This window comes from Streptomyces sp. NPDC020884 (assembly GCF_044333935.1).
GTDB lineage: Bacteria > Actinomycetota > Actinomycetes > Streptomycetales > Streptomycetaceae > Streptomyces.
The window spans coordinates 244514-263669 of record NZ_JBIRRY010000013.1 but is presented as its reverse complement, the minus strand read 5'-3'; the positions used below and the strand labels follow the sequence as shown (position 1 = coordinate 263669).

At 73.5% G+C, this 19156-nt stretch carries 16 protein-coding genes; 5 read left to right on the top strand and 11 right to left on the bottom strand.

From position 1 onward, the window contains the following. Window positions 1-365 precede the first annotated feature (365 nt). From proC to ACH4UK_RS34200, 5 genes are all read right to left on the bottom strand, one after another. On the bottom strand, window positions 366-1175 hold the full coding sequence (proC, locus tag ACH4UK_RS34220; protein ID WP_398362714.1) for a pyrroline-5-carboxylate reductase: 810 nt from the start codon (window positions 1173-1175) through the stop codon (window positions 366-368). A 73-nt stretch (window positions 1176-1248) separates the two neighbouring features. After that, window positions 1249-2046 carry an ABC transporter permease gene (locus tag ACH4UK_RS34215; protein WP_398362712.1) on the bottom strand — a complete coding sequence of 266 codons (798 nt, stop codon included), beginning with the start codon at window positions 2044-2046 and terminating at the stop codon, window positions 1249-1251. After that, the gene (locus tag ACH4UK_RS34210) at window positions 2043-2933 is read right to left on the bottom strand and encodes an ABC transporter ATP-binding protein (RefSeq protein ID WP_398362711.1); all 891 of its coding nucleotides are present in this window, start codon (window positions 2931-2933) and stop codon (window positions 2043-2045) included. The genes ACH4UK_RS34215 and ACH4UK_RS34210 overlap by 4 nt, the downstream gene beginning before the upstream one ends. A 112-nt stretch (window positions 2934-3045) precedes the next feature. Next, a complete protein-coding gene (locus ACH4UK_RS34205; protein WP_398362709.1) occupies window positions 3046-3603 on the bottom strand; it encodes a hypothetical protein in 558 nt (185 codons plus the stop codon). Window positions 3604-3647: 44 nt separating this feature from the next. Continuing rightward, entirely contained in the window at window positions 3648-4004 is a 357-nt protein-coding gene (locus ACH4UK_RS34200; RefSeq protein ID WP_398362705.1) for an SH3 domain-containing protein, read from the bottom strand. A gap of 132 nt (window positions 4005-4136) precedes the next feature. On the opposite strand from ACH4UK_RS34200, the gene ACH4UK_RS34195 reads away from it, so the two are divergent. Then, on the top strand, window positions 4137-6317 hold the full coding sequence (locus ACH4UK_RS34195; protein ID WP_398362744.1) for a PQQ-binding-like beta-propeller repeat protein: 2181 nt from the start codon (window positions 4137-4139) through the stop codon (window positions 6315-6317). A 159-nt stretch (window positions 6318-6476) separates the two neighbouring features. Here ACH4UK_RS34195 and ilvD read toward each other — a convergent pair whose 3' ends face one another. From ilvD to ACH4UK_RS34175, 4 genes are all read right to left on the bottom strand, one after another. Further along, complete coding sequence (gene ilvD / locus ACH4UK_RS34190) at window positions 6477-8327, bottom strand: dihydroxy-acid dehydratase (protein WP_398362703.1); 1851 nt, start codon at window positions 8325-8327, stop codon at window positions 6477-6479. Between the two features lie 146 nt (window positions 8328-8473). After that, complete coding sequence (locus ACH4UK_RS34185) at window positions 8474-9091, bottom strand: TetR family transcriptional regulator (RefSeq protein ID WP_398362701.1); 618 nt, start codon at window positions 9089-9091, stop codon at window positions 8474-8476. 13 nt (window positions 9092-9104) lie between these two features. Continuing rightward, window positions 9105-9935: a sugar phosphate isomerase/epimerase family protein gene (locus ACH4UK_RS34180; protein ID WP_398362742.1), complete on the bottom strand. Its 831-nt coding sequence runs from the start codon at window positions 9933-9935 to the stop codon at window positions 9105-9107. Between the two features lie 128 nt (window positions 9936-10063). After that, window positions 10064-11014 carry a Ppx/GppA family phosphatase gene (locus tag ACH4UK_RS34175; RefSeq protein WP_398362699.1) on the bottom strand — a complete coding sequence of 317 codons (951 nt, stop codon included), beginning with the start codon at window positions 11012-11014 and terminating at the stop codon, window positions 10064-10066. Window positions 11015-11053: 39 nt separating this feature from the next. Between ACH4UK_RS34175 and ACH4UK_RS34170 the strand changes: the two genes are divergently transcribed. Further along, complete coding sequence (locus ACH4UK_RS34170) at window positions 11054-11911, top strand: hypothetical protein (RefSeq protein ID WP_398362697.1); 858 nt, start codon at window positions 11054-11056, stop codon at window positions 11909-11911. Between the two features lie 25 nt (window positions 11912-11936). On the opposite strand, the gene ACH4UK_RS34165 is transcribed toward ACH4UK_RS34170, so the two are convergent. Then, window positions 11937-13964: a hypothetical protein gene (locus ACH4UK_RS34165; protein WP_398362695.1), complete on the bottom strand. Its 2028-nt coding sequence runs from the start codon at window positions 13962-13964 to the stop codon at window positions 11937-11939. Between the two features lie 157 nt (window positions 13965-14121). Here ACH4UK_RS34165 and radA point away from each other — a divergent pair, with 157 nt between their 5' ends. Both radA and disA read left to right on the top strand, forming a co-directional pair. After that, window positions 14122-15543, top strand: coding sequence for a DNA repair protein RadA (gene radA, locus ACH4UK_RS34160; protein WP_398362693.1), 1422 nt, complete (start codon window positions 14122-14124; stop codon window positions 15541-15543). A gap of 80 nt (window positions 15544-15623) precedes the next feature. Then, the gene (gene disA, locus ACH4UK_RS34155) at window positions 15624-16748 is read left to right on the top strand and encodes a DNA integrity scanning diadenylate cyclase DisA (protein WP_007456913.1); all 1125 of its coding nucleotides are present in this window, start codon (window positions 15624-15626) and stop codon (window positions 16746-16748) included. A 425-nt stretch (window positions 16749-17173) separates the two neighbouring features. On the opposite strand, the gene ACH4UK_RS34150 is transcribed toward disA, so the two are convergent. Further along, window positions 17174-17929 carry a hypothetical protein gene (locus tag ACH4UK_RS34150; protein WP_398362740.1) on the bottom strand — a complete coding sequence of 252 codons (756 nt, stop codon included), beginning with the start codon at window positions 17927-17929 and terminating at the stop codon, window positions 17174-17176. Between the two features lie 292 nt (window positions 17930-18221). Here ACH4UK_RS34150 and ACH4UK_RS34145 point away from each other — a divergent pair, with 292 nt between their 5' ends. Beyond that, entirely contained in the window at window positions 18222-19136 is a 915-nt protein-coding gene (locus tag ACH4UK_RS34145) for an A/G-specific adenine glycosylase (protein WP_398362691.1), read from the top strand. The last annotated feature ends 20 nt before the right edge of the window (window positions 19137-19156 follow it).

Below are 19156 nucleotides of genomic sequence, written 5' to 3'. Positions count from 1 at the left end.
TTTCCCTTTCCGGCGAGTCCGACTCTATCAGATCCTTTCGGGCCTGATTCCCAGTCAGCAGGGCTTGTCTTCCCGGCTGTTGGGCCGTTCCGACGAGTGAGACATTAGCGGATTCCTGCGCCCCGACGCTAATCGGGGTGCGTTCCTTCGAACGCGGATTCCTCATTTCGCGCAGGCACACGAAAAGGTATGCGACACGAGGTCGCGCGTCCTGTCGTGGTTCTGCGGAATGGCTGTCCGGGGACCGACCGGGGTCGGCGCTCACGTCGGACAACTCGGAGCACACTACGTACGTGTCCGGAGTGTGTCAACCCCCGGCCGGCGGCACCGGTGGCCGGGGGCGGAGAGTGGGCCTGAGCTGGGTGTCAGCCGTTGCCGGAGGCCAGCTCGCGGCTGCGGTCGCGGGCCGCCTCCAGCGCGGCGATGAGGGCCGCCCGCACTCCGTGGTTCTCCAGTTCCCGGATGGCGCTGATGGTCGTGCCGGCCGGGCTGGTGACGGCCTCGCGGAGCTTGACCGGGTGCTCGCCGCTGTCCCGGAGCATGACGGCCGCGCCGATCGCGGCCTGGACGATGAGGTCGTGGGCCTGGGCGCGGGGCAGGCCCAGCAGGATGCCCGCGTCGGTCATGGCCTCGACCAGGAAGTAGAAGTAGGCGGGGCCGGAGCCGGAGAGGGCGGTGGCCGCGTCCTGCTGGGACTCCGGGACGCGCAGGGTCTTGCCGACGCCGCCGAAGATCTCCTCGGCGGTGGCGAGGTGCGCGCCGGTGGCGTGGCTGCCGGCCGAGATGACGGACATGCCCTCGTCGACGAGGACCGGGGTGTTGGGCATGACCCGGACGACCGGGGTGCCAGGGGTGAGCCGGTCCTCGATGAACCCGGTGGTGATGCCGGCCGCGGCGCTGATGACCAGACGGTCGGCGGTGACGTGCGGTGCGAGTTCGTCCAGGAGTTTGCCCATGTCCTGCGGCTTGACCGCGAGGATGAGGACGTCGGCGTTCTTGGCCGCCTCCGCGTTGGTGACGGACTCGACCCCGTACCGCGTGTGCAGTTCCTGGGCCCGGTCGCCGCGGCGGGTGGTCACCAGGAGGTCGGCCGGTCGCCAGCCCGCCCGGATCATCCCGCTGAGCAGGGCCTCGCCGATCTTGCCGGTGCCGAGGACTGCGACTGTCTGGGTCATGCGTTCACCCTCCGGGCGTTGCTCGGGTCAAGGTCCTGACCGTCGTCTTTCCGTCATCCTCGCACCGGCGGTGTCAGGCCGTGCGGCGGCGGAGGGTGATCGCGCCCAGCCAGAGGACCAGGAGTGCGCTTCCCGCGACGACCGCGATGTCCCGGACGAAGTCGCCGGTGAGGTCGGGGTGGTGGAGGACCTGGTTCATGCCGTCCACGGCGTACGACATGGGCAGGACGTTCGAGATCGCCTCCAGGACGGGGTGCATCGCCTCGCGCGGGGTGAACAGGCCGCAGAGCAGGAGCTGGGGGAAGATCACCGCCGGCATGAACTGGACCGCCTGGAACTCGGACGCGGCGAACGCGGAGACGAACAGGCCGAGCGCGGTGCCGAGCAGGGCGTCGAGCAGGGCGACCAGGAGCAGCAGCCAGGGGGAGCCGATGACGTCCAGGCCCAGCAGCCAGATGGAGACGGCCGTGGCGAGCGCCGACTGGAGGGCCGCGACCGTGCCGAACGCCAGGGCGTAGCCCGCGATCAGGTCGCCCTTGCCGAGCGGGAGGGCGAGGAGGCGTTCGAGGGTGCCCGAGGCGCGTTCGCGCAGGGTGGCGATCGAGGTCACCAGGAACATCGTGATCAGCGGGAAGATGCCGAGCAGCGAGGCCCCGATGGAGTCGAAGGTGCCGGGGCTGCCGTCGAAGACGTACCGGAGCAGGGTGATCAGCAGGACCGGGACGACGACCAGGAGCGCGATCGTGCGGGGGTCGTGGGCCAGCTGGCGCAGGACGCGGCACGCGGTGGCGGTCGTACGGGACGGAGTGAGCGGGCGGGCCGGGGCATCCTGGCTCGCGGGGTGGGCCGGGGTGGGAGCGGTGGCCGTCATCGGGTCGCCTCCTGGTCGAGGGGCGCGGTGGGCGGCGCGGCTTCGTCGGCCGGGTGCCCGTCTGCCGGGTGCCCGTCGTCGGCCAGGTGCTCGTCGACGAGGTGGAGGAACGCCTCCTCGACGGTTTCCCTGCCGGTGCTGCGGCGCAGGGCGTCGGGGGTGTCCTCGGCGATGATCCGGCCGTCCCGCATCAGGAGGAGGCGGTGGCAGCGTTCGGCCTCGTCCATGACATGGGAGGAGATGAGGAGGGCGGTGCCCCGGTCGGCGGCCAGGCGGTGGAAGAGGTCCCAGAGGTCGCGGCGGAGTACGGGGTCGAGCCCGACGGTCGGTTCGTCCAGGACCAGCAGTTCCGGGGTGCCGAGGAGGGCGACGGCCAGGGAGACGCGGCTGCGCTGACCGCCGGAGAGCGCGCCGGCGAGGGCGTCGGCGTGGCTGGTGAGGTCGACGTCCCCGATGGCGCGGGCGACGGCGGCGTGGCGGTCGGCCCGGTGGGCGCGGCCTGGGTGCAGGACGGCGGCGAAGTAGTCGAGGTTCTGCCGGACGGTGAGGTCGGTGTAGACGGAGGGCGCCTGGGTGACGTACCCGATGCGGGTGCGCAGCGCGGGGTCCCCGGCGGGGCGGCCGAGCACGTCGAGGCTGCCGGTGGCCCTGGCCTGGGTGCCGACCACGGTGCGCATCAGGGTGGTCTTGCCGCAGCCCGAGGGGCCGAGGAGGCCGGTGATGCTGCCGGGGCGGACGGTGAAGTCGAGGGCGCGCAGGACGGTGCGGGCGCCTCGTTGGACGGTCAGGCCGCGGGCCTCGATCGCGGGGTCCGGTGGCGGTGGCGGGGGCGTGTCCGGGGAGCTCGTGGGGTCGGTCGGCGTCGACCCGGTCGCATAATTCATCATGTGATGAATTCTTCGTTCGATGCCGCCGTCCGTCAAGGGGTGGGGAGGGGGCAGACGACGGAGCCCGCCGACGGTGTCGGCGGGCTCGGTCGTGCGTGGGGCGGGTGGGCCTTCAGGCGCGCTTCGGGCGCTTGCGGCCGGACGGCTTGCGGGCCGCCGGGTTGCCGGTGCGGGTCGAACGGCGCTTCTCGTACTGGCCACGGGCCGTCTCGTACTCGGTGCGGCGCAGCTTCTCGCCCGGGGCCTCGGTGAGCGAGCGGACGAAGTAGGCGAGGAGCGAGCCGATGAAGCCGATCGACTTCAGTCCGCGCAGCGCGTCCTCGCGGTCCGGGTCCTTCGGGCGGGCGCCGAAGGACTCCCAGGTCTTGCGGAACGCGATGGCGCTGCAGATGGAGAACATCGCGATCACCAGGATGCCGATGAGGCCTCCGACCTCCGCGATCTCCAGCCCCTGGTAGGCGAAGCGCAGGACGAAGCAGGCGGCCACGGCGGCGGCCAGCGAGCCCACGGCGACGCCGGCGCGCCGGAGCCCGTAGCCGCCGTCGTGGTCGACCCAGGTCGTGCCGAAGAAACGGATGGGCTCGGGCTGCGGGCCCGGGGCCGAGGGGGCGCCGCCGGAGGGCGTCCCTCCGGCGGGCCGGGTGCCGGGGGCTTCGCTGTTCTCGCTCACGAGGTCGATTATCCCCGTTTCCCCCGGCCGCCCGGCGGACCCCGTCAGTCGCAGCGCGGTGCGATGTAGCCGTCACGCCCCGTGTAGACGTAGGCGTCCGCGACGAACTGGCCGTTGGCGATGTTGTCCCAGAGGTTCGACGTGCCGTACGGGCCGGTGACCCGCTCCCCCGGCTTCTGGCAGTAGATCGGGATCTTCTGTCCGTACGGCAGGGTCCTGACGATGCGGTAGCTGGTGCCCGGTCCGGTGCGGACGTTGACCCGGTAGCCCGGGGCGATCGGGTAGCGGGTGCCGGTCGCCGCGGCCTCTGCCACGACCCCTTCCGCCCCGTCCGCGACCCCTTCCACCCCGTCCGTGACCTCGGCTGCCGCCGGTTCCCGCGTGTGCTCTTCAACGCCCATGTGGGCCTCCCCCGTTGAGAAACGCGTACGCCGAACGCGCACGACGCGCAGGCTAGCAAGCCCCGTGCCTCTCGCACGCACCATCGACTAGGCTCCGTGCGTCGCATGCGCACGAACACACGGGGGTGGGCGATGCCGCCGCTGCGAGGAACCGGAGTGCATCCGGAAGCGGAGTTTCCGCAGTACGCCGGCACCTACCGTCTCGAAGCCTGTCTCGGTTCGGGCGGCATGGGGGTCGTACACCTGGCGCGCTCGGCGTCGGGGATGCAGCTCGCGGTGAAGGTGGTGCACGCGCCGTACGCGGCGGATCCCGAGTTCAGGGCGCGCTTCCGGCAGGAGGTGGCGGCCGCGCGGCGGGTGAGCGGGGCGTTCACCGCACCCGTCGTCGACGCCGATCCGGAGGCCGGGCGGCCCTGGATGGCCACCCTCTACATTCCCGGGCCCACGCTCGCGGAGCAGGTGAAGCGGAGCGGCCCGATGGCCCCCGCCGAGCTGCGCAGGCTGACCGCCGGGCTGGCCGAGGCCCTGCGGGACATCCACCGGGCGGGCGTGATCCACCGCGATCTGAAGCCGAGCAACGTGTTGCTGACCGACGGGGGCCCCAAGGTCATCGACTTCGGGATCTCCCGGCCGTACGACAGTGATCTGCGCACCGAGACCGGCAAGCTGATCGGCTCGCCGCCCTACATGGCTCCCGAGCAGTTCCAGCGGCCGCGCGAGGTCGGGCCGCCGGCCGATGTGTTCGCGCTGGGGGCCGTGATCGTCCACGCGGCGACGGGCCGGGGGCCGTTCGACTCGGACAGCCCGTACATCGTGGCGTACCAGGTGGTGCACGACCAGCCCGACCTCGGCGGGGTGCCGGAGGACCTCGCGCCGCTGGTCGCCCGGTGCCTGGCGAAGGACCCGGCCGACCGGCCCACTCCGGGCGAGGTGATGGGGGCGCTGCTGCCCCCGTCGTACGAGGCCGACGCGTTCATACCGTCGCAGCGGCGGCGGGCGGTGGTCGCGGCGGCGGTGGAGAGCGTGCGGGACGGTTCGGAGGAGGACACGCATGTGCGCGCCGCGCCGCCGGTCCGGCGCGGCCGGCTGCCGCGCGTCCGGCTGATCGCGGCGGCACTGCTCCTGCTGGTGGCGGGGGCGGGCGCCGGGGCGTACGCCGTGTGGGGCGGCGGCGGGGCGGACGCGGGCCGCCCGGAGCCGGGGCGCGCCGGCGCGGGGACCGGGGAGCGCGAGGGCGCCGGGGCCGCCGGGGCCGTCACTCCGTGGCGTACCGGGCTGCGGACCGCGGGCGGCGCCACGCCCGTCTGTTCCACCGCCGGTTCGGGGGGCGCGCTGTACTGCTCGGTGGCCGGGACCGGCACGGTCAGGATCGACCCGGCGGACGGGCGGGTGCTGTGGTCGGCGCGCTCCGCGTCGTCCCGGTCCGTTCCGCCGCCGATCGTCTCGGGCGGGGTCGTGCTGTCCAGCGGCCCGGACGGGAAACTGCGCGCGTTCGACCCGGTGAAGGGGACCGCCGTCCGGGACACCGCGCTGTCCGCGAGCCCCGGCGGCGCGTTCCCGGCGGGCGACACGCTGCTGGCCGTCGCGGACGACGGCACGGTGACGGCGCTGGACGGCGCGAGCGGCGCGGACCGCTGGAAGCACCGGCTCTCGGGGCACACGCGGCCCGATTTCGCCCTGTACGACACGGCGGCCGGGCTCGCCTACGCCTTCGAGCACGCGCCCTCCGGTGCGTCGACGCTCGTCACGGCGGTGGACTCCACGAGCGGCCGGGCGTCCTGGCAGCGGCGACTGGACGGGGTGCTCACCCCGGTCGGCACGGCCGGTGCGGGGGATCTGGTGCTGACGGCGATGGACGAGAACTCGGACACCGCCGAGCTTGTCCGGTACGCGCCCGGAAGCGGCGCGTCCGCCCGTATCCCGCTGCCCTTCACCCTGGACGGGCCGCAGGTGGTCATGGCCGGGGACGTCGCGTATCTGCTGGCGCGGGGCGGGTCGCTGCTCGCCGTCGACACCGCGGTGGGCGATGCGAAGGCGGAGCTGTGGCGGCTGGAGACGGGGGTCGGGCGGGCTTCCGCTCCGGTGCTCGGGGAGGGCGGGCACCTGTACTTCTCCGCTGCGGACGGGCGGCTGCTGGCCGTCGACACGGGCCGGGGTGCGCTGGTGGGGCAGACCCGGGCGCGGTTGAGCGGCGGGAAGCTGGCGTACGCGTCCGACCTGCCCGCCCCGGTGGCTGCGGGGCGGACGGTCGTGGGGTCGGCGCCGGACGGGTCGGTGTTCGCGGTGGACGGGGCGGATCCGGGCGGCTGGTGAGGGGCGGTTGCCCCCGGGGCTCCGCCCCGGACCCCGCTCCTCAATCGCCGGAGGGGCTGAGAGTGGGGCACCCGGAGCAGTGAACTGCGTCGGTCCCTCCGCGAAGCTCCTGCGGAGGGACCGGGAGAATCGCCGGAGGCGCTGGTGAGCGCCCAGGCGTCAGCCGAGCTTCGTGACGTCGCGGACCGCACCGCGGTCCGCGCTGGTCGCCATCGCCGCGTAGGCGCGCAGCGCGGCCGACACCTTGCGCTCGCGGTTCTTCGGCGCGTACACCCCGTTCAGCGCCTCGCGGCGGGTGGCCAGTTCGGCGTCGTCGACGAGCAGTTCGATGGAGCGGTTCGGGATGTCGATCCGGATCCGGTCGCCGTCCTCGACGAGCGCGATGGTGCCGCCGGAGGCCGCCTCGGGCGAGGCGTGGCCGATGGAGAGGCCCGACGTGCCGCCGGAGAAGCGGCCGTCGGTGACCAGGGCGCAGACCTTGCCCAGGCCCCGGCCCTTGAGGAAGGAGGTGGGGTAGAGCATCTCCTGCATGCCGGGACCGCCGCGCGGACCCTCGTAGCGGATGACGACGACGTCGCCCGCCTTGATCTCCTTGCGGAGGATCTTGTCGACGGCCTCGTCCTGCGACTCGCAGACGACGGCCGGGCCCTCGAAGGTCCAGATCGACTCGTCGACGCCGGCCGTCTTCACGACACAGCCGTCCACGGCGAGGTTGCCCTTGAGGACGGCGAGGCCGCCGTCCTTGGAGTAGGCGTGCTCGACGTCGCGGATGCAGCCGCCGGCCGCGTCCAGGTCGAGGGTGTCCCACCGCTCGGACTGCGAGAAGGCGGTCGCGGAGCGGACGCAGCCGGGGGCGGCGTGCCACAGCTCGACGGCCTCGGGGGACGGGGAGCCGCCGCGGACGTCCCAGTTCTTCAGCCACTCGGCGAGGGTGTCGGAGTGCACCGAGTGCACGTCCTCGTTGAGCAGACCGCCGCGGTGGAGTTCGCCGAGGAGGGCGGGGATGCCGCCGGCCCGGTGGACGTCCTCCATGTAGTACGTACCGCCGGGGGCGACGTTCGGGGCGACCTTGGAGAGGCACGGGACCCGGCGCGAGACCTCGTTGATGTCGTCGAGGTCGTACGCCAGCTCCGCCTCCTCGGCGGCGGCCAGCAGGTGCAGGATCGTGTTGGTCGAGCCGCCCATGGCGATGTCCAGCGCCATCGCGTTGTCGAACGCGGCGCGGGTGCCGATGGCGCGCGGCAGGACCGTCTCGTCGTCCTGCTCGTAGTAGCGCTTGGTGATCTCGACGACCGTGCGGCCGGCGTTCTCGTACAGCGCCCTGCGGGCGGTGTGCGTGGCGAGGACGGAGCCGTTGCCGGGGAGGGAGAGGCCGAGGACCTCGGTCAGGCAGTTCATCGAGTTGGCGGTGAACATGCCGGAACAGCTGCCGCAGGTGGGGCAGGCGTTCTCCTCGATACGGAGGATGTCCTCGTCGGAGATGGACTCGTCGACCGCGTCGCTGATCGCGTTGACCAGGTCGAGTTTTCGCACGGTGCCGTCGACGAGGGTGGCCTTGCCGGCCTCCATCGGGCCGCCGGAGACGAAGACCGTGGGGATGTTGAGGCGCATGGCGGCCATCAGCATGCCCGGGGTGATCTTGTCGCAGTTGGAGATGCAGATCAGCGCGTCCGCGCAGTGCGCCTCGACCATGTACTCGACGGAGTCGGCGATCAGGTCGCGGGAGGGCAGGCTGTAGAGCATGCCGCCGTGGCCCATCGCGATGCCGTCGTCCACCGCGATGGTGTTGAACTCGCGCGGGACCGCGCCCGCCGCCTGGATCGCCTCGGAGACGATCCGGCCGACCGGGGCGAGGTGGGTGTGGCCGGGGACGAACTCGGTGAACGAGTTGGCGACCGCGATGATCGGCTTGCCGATGTCCGCGCTCGCTACGCCCGAGGCGCGCATAAGGGCGCGCGCGCCCGCCATGTTGCGTCCGTGGGTGACCGTGCGGGACCTCAGCTGCGGCATCGTCGCTCGCTCCTTCGGCAGAGAAGACTGCCTCCGACAGTGAAAGAAAAGACTGCTTTCGAGCGTACGCCCCGGATCCAAGATCTGGACAGCCTGTCCGGAATGCGGGACGTGGTGGCCGGTGGGTGGTCAGTCCCGGCCGGGGATCAGCGCTCGCCCAAGTATCTCTGGAGCGTGGGGGCGACCATCGCCACGATGTCCTCCGGGTCCGCCGAGGCGAGCGGCTCGGCGCGGATCACGTACCGGAGCATCGCGATGCCGATCATGTGCGAGGCGGCCAGCTCGGCGCGGAACGTCGCGTCCGGGACGTCCAGCTCCGCCGCGATCCGCTCCAGCAGCCGCCGCAGGACGAAGTCGCGCAGCACCTTCGCCGCCGCCTCGTGGGTCAGTGCGGAGCGCAGGATCGCCAGCAGGGGCGAGCGGGTGGCCGGGTCCTCCCACACGGAGAGGAAGAAGCGCGCCAGCCGCTCGCCCAGGTTCTCCGGGGGGCCGCCGAGCACGGTGGGGATGACCAGGGCCGGTTCGAAGGTGACCTCGACGGCGGCGGCGAAGACCTCGTCCTTCGTGCCGAAGTAGTGGTGGACGAGGGCCGCGTCGACCCCGGCGGCCTTGGCGATCCCCCGGATCGACGTCTTGTCGTAGCCGCGCTCGGCGAACTCCGTACGGGCCGCCGCCAGGATCCGCGTACGGGCGTCGGGGCCCTCCGACGCGGTCCTGCGGGAGGGGCGGCCCCGGCGGCGCGGGGCGGGGGCGTCCTCGGTCACGGGCGGTCCGCGGTCACGGGCGGCGGATCTCGGAGGCCGGATCCGCGTCGGACGCGGCCGCCAGGTGGAGGCGGGTGAAGGCCAGGGCCTCGGCGAGGTCGGCCTCGCGTTCGGCGGAGGACATCGCGCGGCGGGTGTTGACCTCGATGACGACATGGCCGTCGAAGCCGGTGCGGGCCAGCCGCTCCAGCAGTTCCGCGCACGGCTGGTCGCCCCGGCCGGGCACCAGGTGCTCGTCCTTGGCCGAGCCCTTGCCGTCGGCGAGGTGGACGTGGGCGAGCCGGTCGCCCATCCGGTCCACCATGGCGAGCGCCTCGGTGCGGGCGGTCGCGGTGTGCGAGAGGTCGACCGTGAAGTGCCGGTAGTCGTCGTTGGTGACGTCCCAGTCGGGGGCGTACGCGAGCATCTCGCGGTCCCGGTAGCGCCAGGGGTACATGTTCTCGACGGCGAACCGGACGTCGGTCTCCCCGGCCATCCGCCAGATCCCGGTCACGAAGTCGCGGGCGTAGTTGCGCTGCCACCGGAACGGCGGGTGCACGACGACGGTGGAGGCGCCGAGCTTCTCGGCGGCGGCCCTGGCCCGCTGGAGCTTGACCCACGGGTCGGTGGACCAGACCCGCTGGGTGATCAGGAGGCAGGGGGCGTGCACCGCGAGGATCGGCACCCGGTGGTAGTCGGAGAGCCGGCGCAGGGCCTCGATGTCCTGGCTGACGGGGTCGGTCCAGACCATGACCTCGACGCCGTCGTACCCCAGGCGCGCGGCGATCTCGAAGGCCGTCGCGGTGGACTCGGGGTAGACCGAGGCCGTTGACAGGGCGACCTTCGCATCGGGGATGCGCACCACTGGTTCTGCCACCTGGACAGCGTACGGGCACCGGTGCGCCGCGCCGAGGGCCCCTGGCGGAAAGTGATCAGAGCCATGGGCCGTCCCGCCGTAAGCCACCCGGGCAGGGCGGCCCGTCCCGCCGTACGTCAGCCGGGCAGGGCGGCCTGTTCCGCCGGGAGGTGGTCCAGGCGGCGCAGGATGACGCCCTCGCGCAGGGCCCAGGGGCAGATCTCCAGCTCCTCGACGCCGAACAGGTCCATCGCGCCTTCGGCCACCAGCGCACCGGCGAGCAGCTGGGCGGCGCGCCCCTCGGAGACTCCGGGGAGCCGGCCGCGCTCCTCGACGGTCATCGCCGCCAGCTTGGGCACCCAGTCCTCCAGCGCCTTGCGGCTCAGCGAGCGCTGGACGTACAGCCCCTCGGTGGAGCGGGCGGCGCCGGCGATCCTGGCGAGCTGCTTGAAGGTCTTGGAGGTGGCGACGACGTGGTCGGGGCGGCCGGCCCGGCTGAACTCGCCGACCGTCCGCGCGATGCTGGCCCGTACGTGCCGGCGCAACGCCCTGACCTGCTCGGGGTCGGCCGGGTCGGTCGGCAGCCAGGCGCCGGTGAGGCGGCCCGCGCCGAGCGGCAGGGACACGGCGGTGTCCGGCTCCTCGTCGATGCCGAAGGCGATCTCCAGGGAGCCGCCGCCGATGTCCAGGACGAGCAGCTTCCCCGCCGACCAGCCGAACCAGCGGCGGGCGGCCAGGAAGGTCAGCCGGGCCTCCTCCTCACCGCTGAGGACGGCGAGGTCGACGCCGGTCTCCAGCCGTACGCGCTCCAGCACGAGGTCCGCGTTGGTCGCCTCGCGCACCGCGGAGGTGGCGAACGCGAGAACGTCCTCGCACCCCTTGTCCTCGGCCGCCTGGACCGCACCGGCGATCGTCGCCACGAGCCGGTCCACGCCCAGGGGGCCGATCGCCCCGCCCTCGTCGAGGAGTTCGGCCAGCCGGAGCTCCGCCTTGTGCGAGTGCGCGGGCAGCGGGCGGGCGCCGGGGTGGGCGTCGACCACCAGCAGATGAACCGTGTTCGATCCCACGTCGAGGACTCCGAGTCTCATACGGGAACGCTACTGCTCCAACGGACTTACTCTGGGCGCGTGCCAAAGACGAAAAAGGCTAAGCAGGACAAAGCCACGAAGAAGCAGAAGACGAACGGGGAGACATCACAGCCGGAGGCGAGCGGACCGGACCCCTCCGACGAGAAGGGCATCGACTTCGCGCGGGCCTGGGTGGAGTTTCCCGACCCGGCGGACGACGAGCAGATCTTCCGCTGTGACCTGACCTGGCTGACGTCCCGCTGGACCTGCATCTTCGGCAGCGGCTGCCAGGGCATCCAGGCGGGCCGCGCGGACGACGGCTGCTGCACGCTGGGGGCGCACTTCTCCGACGAGGACGACGAGAAGCGGGTCGCGGGGCACGTGGCCCGGCTCACCCCGGAGCTGTGGCAGTTCCACGACGTCGGCGCGGAGACCGGCTGGGTCGGCGTCGACGAGGACGGCGAACGCCAGACGCGCCGCTGGGAGGGCTCCTGCATCTTCCAGAACCGGCCGGGGTTCCCCGCCGGGGCTGGCTGCTCGCTGCACATCCTGGCGCTGCGGGAGGGCAAGGAGCCCCTGGAGACCAAGCCGGACGTGTGCTGGCAGCTGCCGGTGCGGCGGACGTACGACTGGATCGACCGGCCCGACGACACCCGGGTGCTCCAGGTGACGATCGGGGAGTACGACCGCCGGGGCTGGGGTCCGGGCGGTCACGACCTGCACTGGTGGTGCACCTCGGCCACCTCGGCGCACGGGGCCGGCGACCCGGTGTACGTGTCCTACCGCCCGGAGCTGATCGAGCTGATGGGCAAGGAGGGGTACGACCGGCTGGTCGAGCTGTGCGAGGAGCGGCTGTCCTCGCTGCTGCCGATGGCCCCGCACCCGGCGGACCCGCGCCCCGCGCCGAAGAAGCGCTGAGGCGGACCCGGCCGGGTGGGACGCCTCAGCCCGTCGGGGTGGGGTCGGAGGGGCCCGGGTCGGTCGGGGCCGGGTCCGTGGGGCCCGGGTCGGTCGGGTCCGGCGTCGGGTCGGGCGGGTCCGTGGGGTCCGGCGGATCGGTCGGGTCCGGCGGGTCCGTGGGGTCGGTCGGGCCCGGTCCGGGGTCGGTGGGCCCGGGGTCCGTGGGGCCCGGATCGGTGGGCCCGGGATCGGTCGGCCCGGGGTCCGTGGGGCCCGGGTCCGTGGGGCGGGGCGAGTCCGTTCCGGGGCGGGTGGGGCGCGGGCCGCCCGTGGTCGGGGGCGTGGCCCCGTAACCGTCGATGATCACGGCGGACCCCAGGGGGGTCAGCGCGATCCGGGCCCGCCACGGCCCGCCCGGCTGCGCGTCCCGGATCACCGAGACCACGATGGTGGTGCTCTGCCCGGCCGCGAGCGTGCCGGACGTACGGCTGAGGCGCAGCCACGGCGCGTCCGCCGCCGCCGACCAGCTGACCGGCCCCCGGCCGGAGGCGGTCAGCGTGAGCGTCGTGACGGCCCCGGAGGTCCGGGCCGTCACCGCCAGCCGGGCGTCGCCCTGCTGCGTGCCGCCGGTGCTGACGACCTCCGCGGTGACGCCCGGGACACGGGCGCCGAACCGGTCGCCGGGGTGGCCGTGGCCGGTGTTCTCGTAAGGGGGGTAGGGGTCGCCGCTCATGCCGCCGGCGCCGTCGACCTCCGTGGCGGTGACCGACGTGCCGTCGTTGCCCTCGCCGGTCTGCGGCGCTCCCCGGTACGCGGCCAACAGGGCGATCACGGGAGCGGCGACCACCGTCGCGACGACCGTGGTCGTCACGACCCGGGCGCGCAGCCGGTCCCGGCGGGCGGCCTGGTCCTTGGGGTCGAGCGGAAATCCGGCCCGGTCGAAGCGCGGCCCGCCGGCGCGGGAGCGCTGGGCCTGGGCCATCGCGACGTAGACGGAGGGGCGGGGGGCCTCGACGAGGGGCAGGGCGGCGGTCGGGGCCAGGGCCGCTCCGGGCCAGGGGCCCGCGGCGTCGGCCCGCTCGGCGGCGCGGCGGCAGCGGGGGCAGTCGTCGACGTGCCGGACGAGCTCGCGGCGCAGGGCGGCGGAGAGCAGCACCTGGTGGTCGCCGGTGAGCCGGGCGACGGTGGGGCAGGCGCCGGACTCGACGACCGCGAGGGCCGCGCGGGTGCGCTCCACCTCGCAGGCCGCGGCGGCCAGCAGCTCCCGGGCGGTGGCCGGCTGCAGACCGAGCACGGCGGCGACGGCGCGCGGGGCGAGCCGATGGCGCACGGCCAGTTCGAGGGCTTCGCGCTGCTCCGGAGTGGTACCCGCGGCCTCGGGCCAGGCGAGCGTGGCGAGCTCCCGGCGGCGGGCTTCGGCGGCCGGCGACTCGGCGGGGGCGGGCGCGGCGGCGTCCTCGGGGGTGGCGGGCGAGCCGGCGTCCCCCGGGGTGGCGGGCGCGGTGTGCTCCGGCGTGCGCTGGGCGGTGTGCGCCCCGTGGGGCCGGATCGGCACGGCGGCCCCGGAGGCCTTGGCCGCCCCGGAGGCACTGGCCGACCCGGAGGCACTGGCCGTTCCGGAGGCACTGGCCGCCCCGGGGCTCTTCTCCGTCCCGGAGGCCTTCGCCGTGCGGGGTGGCTTGACCGTTCCCGAGTTCTGGCGGTGGGCCTGGCGGCCGCGCTTGCGCTCGGTGAGGGTGCGCAGGCACGCCCATCGGGCCAGCGCGTACAGCCAGGATTTACGTTCCTCCTCGGCCAGGGGGCCCCGGGCGTCCTGCCGGTCCGCGATCGACAGGACCGCGCCGAGCGCCTCGGTGGCCGCGTCGTGATCGCAGAGCACCGAGAGGCAGTAGGTGAAGAGCCCGTCGAGATACGGCTCGTAACGTGCCGGCGGCCGCTGGGCCGCGGCGTGGGGTGCTCGGCGGTGCGCCCGGTGTGCGCCGGTGGTGTGCGTGGGGGTCTCCAGCCTGCTGCTCGTCACCCGGCGACCGTAGGCAAAGGAGCGCATGCCCCAAGTACCCCTTGAGCACATTTAATCCTTACGGGTGAATGTATCCCTCGAAAGAGGACAGGGATCACGGATTCGGGCGGGAGCGCCCAGAAGTGCGTCCGTGCGCCCTGCGTGCGGACGGGCGGCGCACGCCGACCGTACGGGCGGCGTTGTCGTACCCCACCTATACGGTGGCGCCATGGCTGCCCGTACGAAATCCGCGAAGGACCGGCCGTCCTACCGCTGCACCGAATGCGGCTGGACCACCGCCAAGTGGCTCGGCCGTTGCCCCGAGTGCCAGGCGTGGGGGACGGTCGAGGAGTTCGGCGGCGCCCCCGCCGTGCGCACCACCGCGGCCGGCCGGGTCTCCACCGCCGCCGTGCCGATCGGCCAGGTCGACAGCCGGACGGCCACGGCCCGTTCGACCGGCGTCAGCGAGCTGGACCGGGTGCTGGGCGGCGGGCTCGTGCCGGGGGCCGTCGTGCTGCTGGCGGGCGAGCCGGGCGTCGGCAAGTCGACGCTGCTGCTGGACGTGGCGGCCAAGGCCGCGAGCGACGACCACCGCACGCTGTATGTGACCGCCGAGGAGTCCGCGAGTCAGGTCCGGCTGCGGGCCGACCGGATCCGGGCGATCAACGACCATCTCTACCTCGCGGCGGAGACCGACCTGTCCGCGGTGCTCGGGCATCTGGACGCGGTCAAGCCGTCCCTGCTCGTCCTGGACTCGGTACAGACGGTCGCCTCGCCCGAGATCGACGGCGCGCCCGGCGGGATGGCCCAGGTCCGGGAGGTCGCCGGGGCGCTGATCCGGGCGTCCAAGGAGCGCGGCATGGCCACGCTGCTGGTCGGCCACGTCACCAAGGACGGCGCGATCGCCGGGCCGCGGCTGCTGGAGCACCTGGTGGACGTCGTGCTGTCCTTCGAGGGCGACCGCCACGCCCGGCTGCGTCTGGTGCGCGGCGTCAAGAACCGTTACGGGGCGACCGACGAGGTCGGCTGCTTCGAACTGCACGACGAGGGCATCACCGGGCTCGCCGACCCCTCGGGCCTCTTCCTGACCCGGCGGGACGTGGCGGTGCCCGGCACCTGTCTGACGGTGACGCTGGAGGGCAAGCGGCCGCTGGTCGCCGAGGTGCAGGCGCTCACCGTCGACTCGCAGATCCCCTCGCCCCGGCGCACGACCTCCGGCCTGGAGACCTCCCGGGTCTCGATGATGCTCGCCGTGCTGGAGCAGCGCGGCCGGATCAGCGCGCTCGGCAAGCGGGACATCTACAGCGCGACGGTGGGCGGTGTGAAGCTCACCGAGCCCGCCGCGGACCTCGCGATCGCGCTCGCGCTGGCCAGCGCGGCGAGCGACACTCCGCTCCCGAAGAACCTGGTCGCGATCGGTGAGGTGGGGCTCGCGGGCGAGGTCAGGAGGGTCACCGGGGTGCAGCGGAGACTGGCCGAGGCGCACCGACTGGGCTTCACCCATGCCCTCGTCCCGACGGACCCGGGGAAGGTACCGGCCGGTATGAAGGTCACGGAAGTCGCCGACATGGGCGATGCTCTGCGGGTCCTCCCGCGCCGGTCTCGTCAAGAGGCGCCGCAGCCTCGTCAGGATGACAGCGCACGCCGGTAGACTTTGCCCTGGTCTCGCCCGCCCGTGGACACGGCATGGGGGACGCGAGGGCACCGCAAACCTGTGACCGGAGGAGTGCAGTGGCAGCCAACGACCGGGCGACGACGCCCGGAAAGTCCGGCCAAGGCACCGGTAACGAGGCGCTGATGCGCGCCTCGTTGAGCGCGGTCGCGCCCGGTATGGCCCTGCGGGACGGCCTGGAGCGCATTCTCCGCGGCAATACCGGTGGCCTGATCGTGCTGGGCATGGACAAGACCGTCGAGTCGATGTGCACCGGCGGATTCGTGCTGGACGTGGAGTTCACGGCGACGCGCCTGCGCGAGCTGTGCAAGCTCGACGGGGCGCTGATCCTCGACAAGGACATGACCAAGATCCTGCGGGCCGGCGTGCAGCTGGTCCCGGATGCCTCGATCCACACGGAGGAGACGGGCACCCGTCACCGCACGGCGGACCGGGTCTCCAAGGCGTGCGGCTTCCCCGTCGTCTCGGTCTCCCAGTCGATGCGGCTGATCGCGCTGTACGTGGACGGGGAGCGGCGGGTCCTGGAGGAGTCCTCCGCGATCCTGTCCCGGGCCAATCAGGCGCTCGCCACGCTGGAGCGGTACAAGCTGCGCCTGGACGAGGTGGCGGGCACGCTGTCCGCGCTGGAGATCGAGGACCTGGTCACCGTCCGGGACGTGACGGCGGTGGCGCAGCGTCTTGAGATGGTGCGGCGGATCGCGACGGAGATCGCGGAGTACGTGGTCGAGCTCGGCACCGACGGGCGCTTGCTGTCCCTCCAGCTGGACGAGCTGATCGCCGGGGTGGAGCCGGAGCGGGAGCTGGTCGTCCGGGACTATGTGCCCGAACCGACGGCGAAGCGGTCGCGCACGGTGGCAGAGGCGCTGACCGAGCTGGACGCGCTGAGCCACACGGAGCTGCTGGAGCTGGCGGTGGTGGCGCGGGCGCTGGGCTACAGCGGCTCGCCCGAGACGCTGGACTCGGCGGTGTCCCCGCGGGGCTTCCGGCTGCTGGCGAAGGTGCCGCGGCTGCCGGGGGCGATCATCGAACGCCTGGTGGAGCACTTCGGCGGCCTGCAGAAGCTGCTGGCGGCGAGCGTGGACGACCTCCAGACGGTGGACGGGGTCGGGGAGGCGCGGGCACGGAGCGTGCGGGAGGGGCTCTCGCGGTTGGCTGAGTCGTCGATCCTGGAGCGGTACGTCTGAGGTCGGCCGCGCCACCCAGCCTGTCCGGCGTTTGAGGACGGAACCCCGGGGCGGGACGGGCCGTGCTCATGCGGGCTGGCCCGGACCCCTGGACGCGACGCCCGCACACCACCCAGCCCGTCCGGCGCTTGAGGACGGAACCCCTCGGCGGGACAGGCAATGCTCATACGGGGTAGCCCGGACCCCTGGACGCGACGCCCACACACCACCCAGCCCGTCCGGCGCTTGAGGACGGAACCCCTGGGCCGGACAGACGGCGCTTATACGGTGTGGCCCCGACCCGTGGGCGCGACGTCCGCACACCTTGACGGTTCCGTCCTCAAACGCCGGACAGGCTGGGTTTCCCGGCTCGCCCCGACCCATGGGCGCAGCGCCCGCAAGCCTTGACGGTTCCGTCCTCAAACGCCGGACGGGCTGGGCGTCGGTCAGTCCTTTGCCAGGACGAAAGAGGCTCGTTGGACCGGTTCGCCGGGGGTCTTCGCCTCGAGGAGGTACGTGCCGGGGCCCGCCTTGCCCGCCGGCGGGGTCGCGCAGCCCGGGGCGGACAGGGTGCGGTTCCAGTCCACCGTGTGGATCACCGTCGCGCCCGCCGGGACCCTCAGGAACAGCGGGCCGGCCGCCGCGGGGCAGTCCTTCGATGACCAGATCGGATCGTCGTCGTCGCCACCGGCCTCGGTGACCGTGAGGACCGCGCTCTTCGGCCCGAAGTCGGCCTTGCACGTGGCCGACGAGGTGTTCTTCGCGATCAGTTCGAACTTCGGCTTGTCGTCGGGGCCGTAACTGACCTTCGTCCGCACGCTCAACCGCACCGCGGCGGGCTTGCAGTCGGGGAGCGGGGAGCCCGCAGGGACCTGCCGGCCCGCCGTGCCGCCGCCGCCCGAACCCGCACCGGCCGTGTCCGCACCGCCTGTTGACGCCCCGTCGGACGAAGCGCCGTCGCTCGCGCCGCCGGAGGCCGCTCCGGAGCCGCCGTCACCGCCGTCGGAGCCGCCCGAGCCACCGGATCCCTCGGATCCGCCGTCCTCGCCCGACTCGTCGCGACCGCCCGGCTGTTGGCTGATCGCGGGACCGGAGCTCCCCGGTCCGGGAGTGATCGACTCGACCGGGTCGGAGCCGCCGGGCTTGCCGTCGTTCCGGGTCCCCCCGCCGCCTCCCGAAGTCACCGCCCAGGCGACCAGCACGGCGAGCAGCGCAACCAGAAGCCCCGCTACCGCCCTTCGTCGCCAGTAGATGCTGGAGGGAAGCGGACCGACCGGATTGCGCATAGATCCCACGGCCCGAACTCTACGAGAGATCCGGGCCGACTCCGGCCCCACCCGCCGCTCCGTTCGCAAGTTTTGCCGATCATCATCACGGGGATCCGGTCACAGGGGACAGAACGGGTGGCGTTGTCACCCCCAGAGCCGCCGCGCGGGCCGACACTCCCGCGCCCGTGACCGCCGCCCCCTCTTCCGTGCCAGGATCGTCAGTGCGATGACTGCCATGACTTCCACCTCACCCCAGACGCCCCCCGCCGCCGCCTCCCTCCACACCCCCGTCATCGGGTGGTTCGAGCAGCATGCCCGCGATCTGCCCTGGCGCCGCCCCGAAGCGGGCGCCTGGGGCGTGATGGTCAGCGAGTTCATGCTGCAGCAGACTCCCGTGAGCCGGGTCCTCCCGGTGTACGAACAGTGGCTCGCCCGCTGGCCCCGCCCCGCCGACCTGGCCGCCGAGGCGCCCGGTGAAGCGGTCCGCGCCTGGGGCCGGCTCGGCTACCCGCGCCGCGCGCTGCGGCTGCACGGGGCCGCGCAGGCGATAACGGAACGGCACGGCGGCGATGTGCCGAGCGAGCACGCCCAGTTGCTGGCGCTGCCCGGGATCGGCGAGTACACGGCGGCGGCCGTGGCCTCGTTCGCGTACGGACAGCGGCACGCGGTGCTCGACACGAACGTCCGCCGGGTGTTCGCCCGCGCCGCGTCCGGGATCCAGTACCCGCCGAACGCGACGACGGCCGCCGAGCGCAAGCTCGCGCGGGCGCTGCTGCCCGAGGAGGACGAGCGGGCGGCGCGCTGGGCGGCGGCCACGATGGAGCTGGGCGCGCTCGTGTGCACCGCGCGCAACGAGGACTGCGACCGGTGCCCGATCGCCTCGCGGTGCGCCTGGCGGCTGGCCGGGAAGCCCGCGCACCAGGGACCGCCGCGCAAGGGCCAGACGTACGCCGGCACCGACCGCCAGGTGCGCGGGCGGCTGCTGGCGGTGTTGCGGGACGCGGTGAACCCCGTACCGCAGGCCGCCCTGGACGCGGTGTGGGAGGAGCCGGTGCAGCGGGCCCGTTCGCTGGACGGACTGGTGGCGGACGGTCTGGTCGAGCCGCTGGCCGACGGCCGGTACCGGCTGCCGCTGACCTGATCCCGGGCCCCGGGCGACGT

Bases quoted from the DNA above. Each gene is read 5' to 3' on its own strand.
- proC (WP_398362714.1), bottom strand. From the start codon at position 1,175: ATGACCCAGACAGTCGCAGTCCTCGGCACCGGCAAGATCGGCGAGGCC.
- ACH4UK_RS34215 (WP_398362712.1), bottom strand. From the start codon at position 2,046: ATGACGGCCACCGCTCCCACCCCGGCCCACCCCGCGAGCCAGGATGCC.
- ACH4UK_RS34210 (WP_398362711.1), bottom strand. From the start codon at position 2,933: ATGATGAATTATGCGACCGGGTCGACGCCGACCGACCCCACGAGCTCC.
- ACH4UK_RS34200 (WP_398362705.1), bottom strand. From the start codon at position 4,004: ATGGGCGTTGAAGAGCACACGCGGGAACCGGCGGCAGCCGAGGTCACG.
- ACH4UK_RS34195 (WP_398362744.1), top strand. From the start codon at position 4,137: ATGCCGCCGCTGCGAGGAACCGGAGTGCATCCGGAAGCGGAGTTTCCG.
- ilvD (WP_398362703.1), bottom strand. From the start codon at position 8,327: ATGCCGCAGCTGAGGTCCCGCACGGTCACCCACGGACGCAACATGGCG.
- ACH4UK_RS34175 (WP_398362699.1), bottom strand. From the start codon at position 11,014: ATGAGACTCGGAGTCCTCGACGTGGGATCGAACACGGTTCATCTGCTG.
- ACH4UK_RS34165 (WP_398362695.1), bottom strand. From the start codon at position 13,964: ATGTGCTCAAGGGGTACTTGGGGCATGCGCTCCTTTGCCTACGGTCGC.
- radA (WP_398362693.1), top strand. From the start codon at position 14,122: ATGGCTGCCCGTACGAAATCCGCGAAGGACCGGCCGTCCTACCGCTGC.
- ACH4UK_RS34145 (WP_398362691.1), top strand. From the start codon at position 18,222: ATGACTGCCATGACTTCCACCTCACCCCAGACGCCCCCCGCCGCCGCC.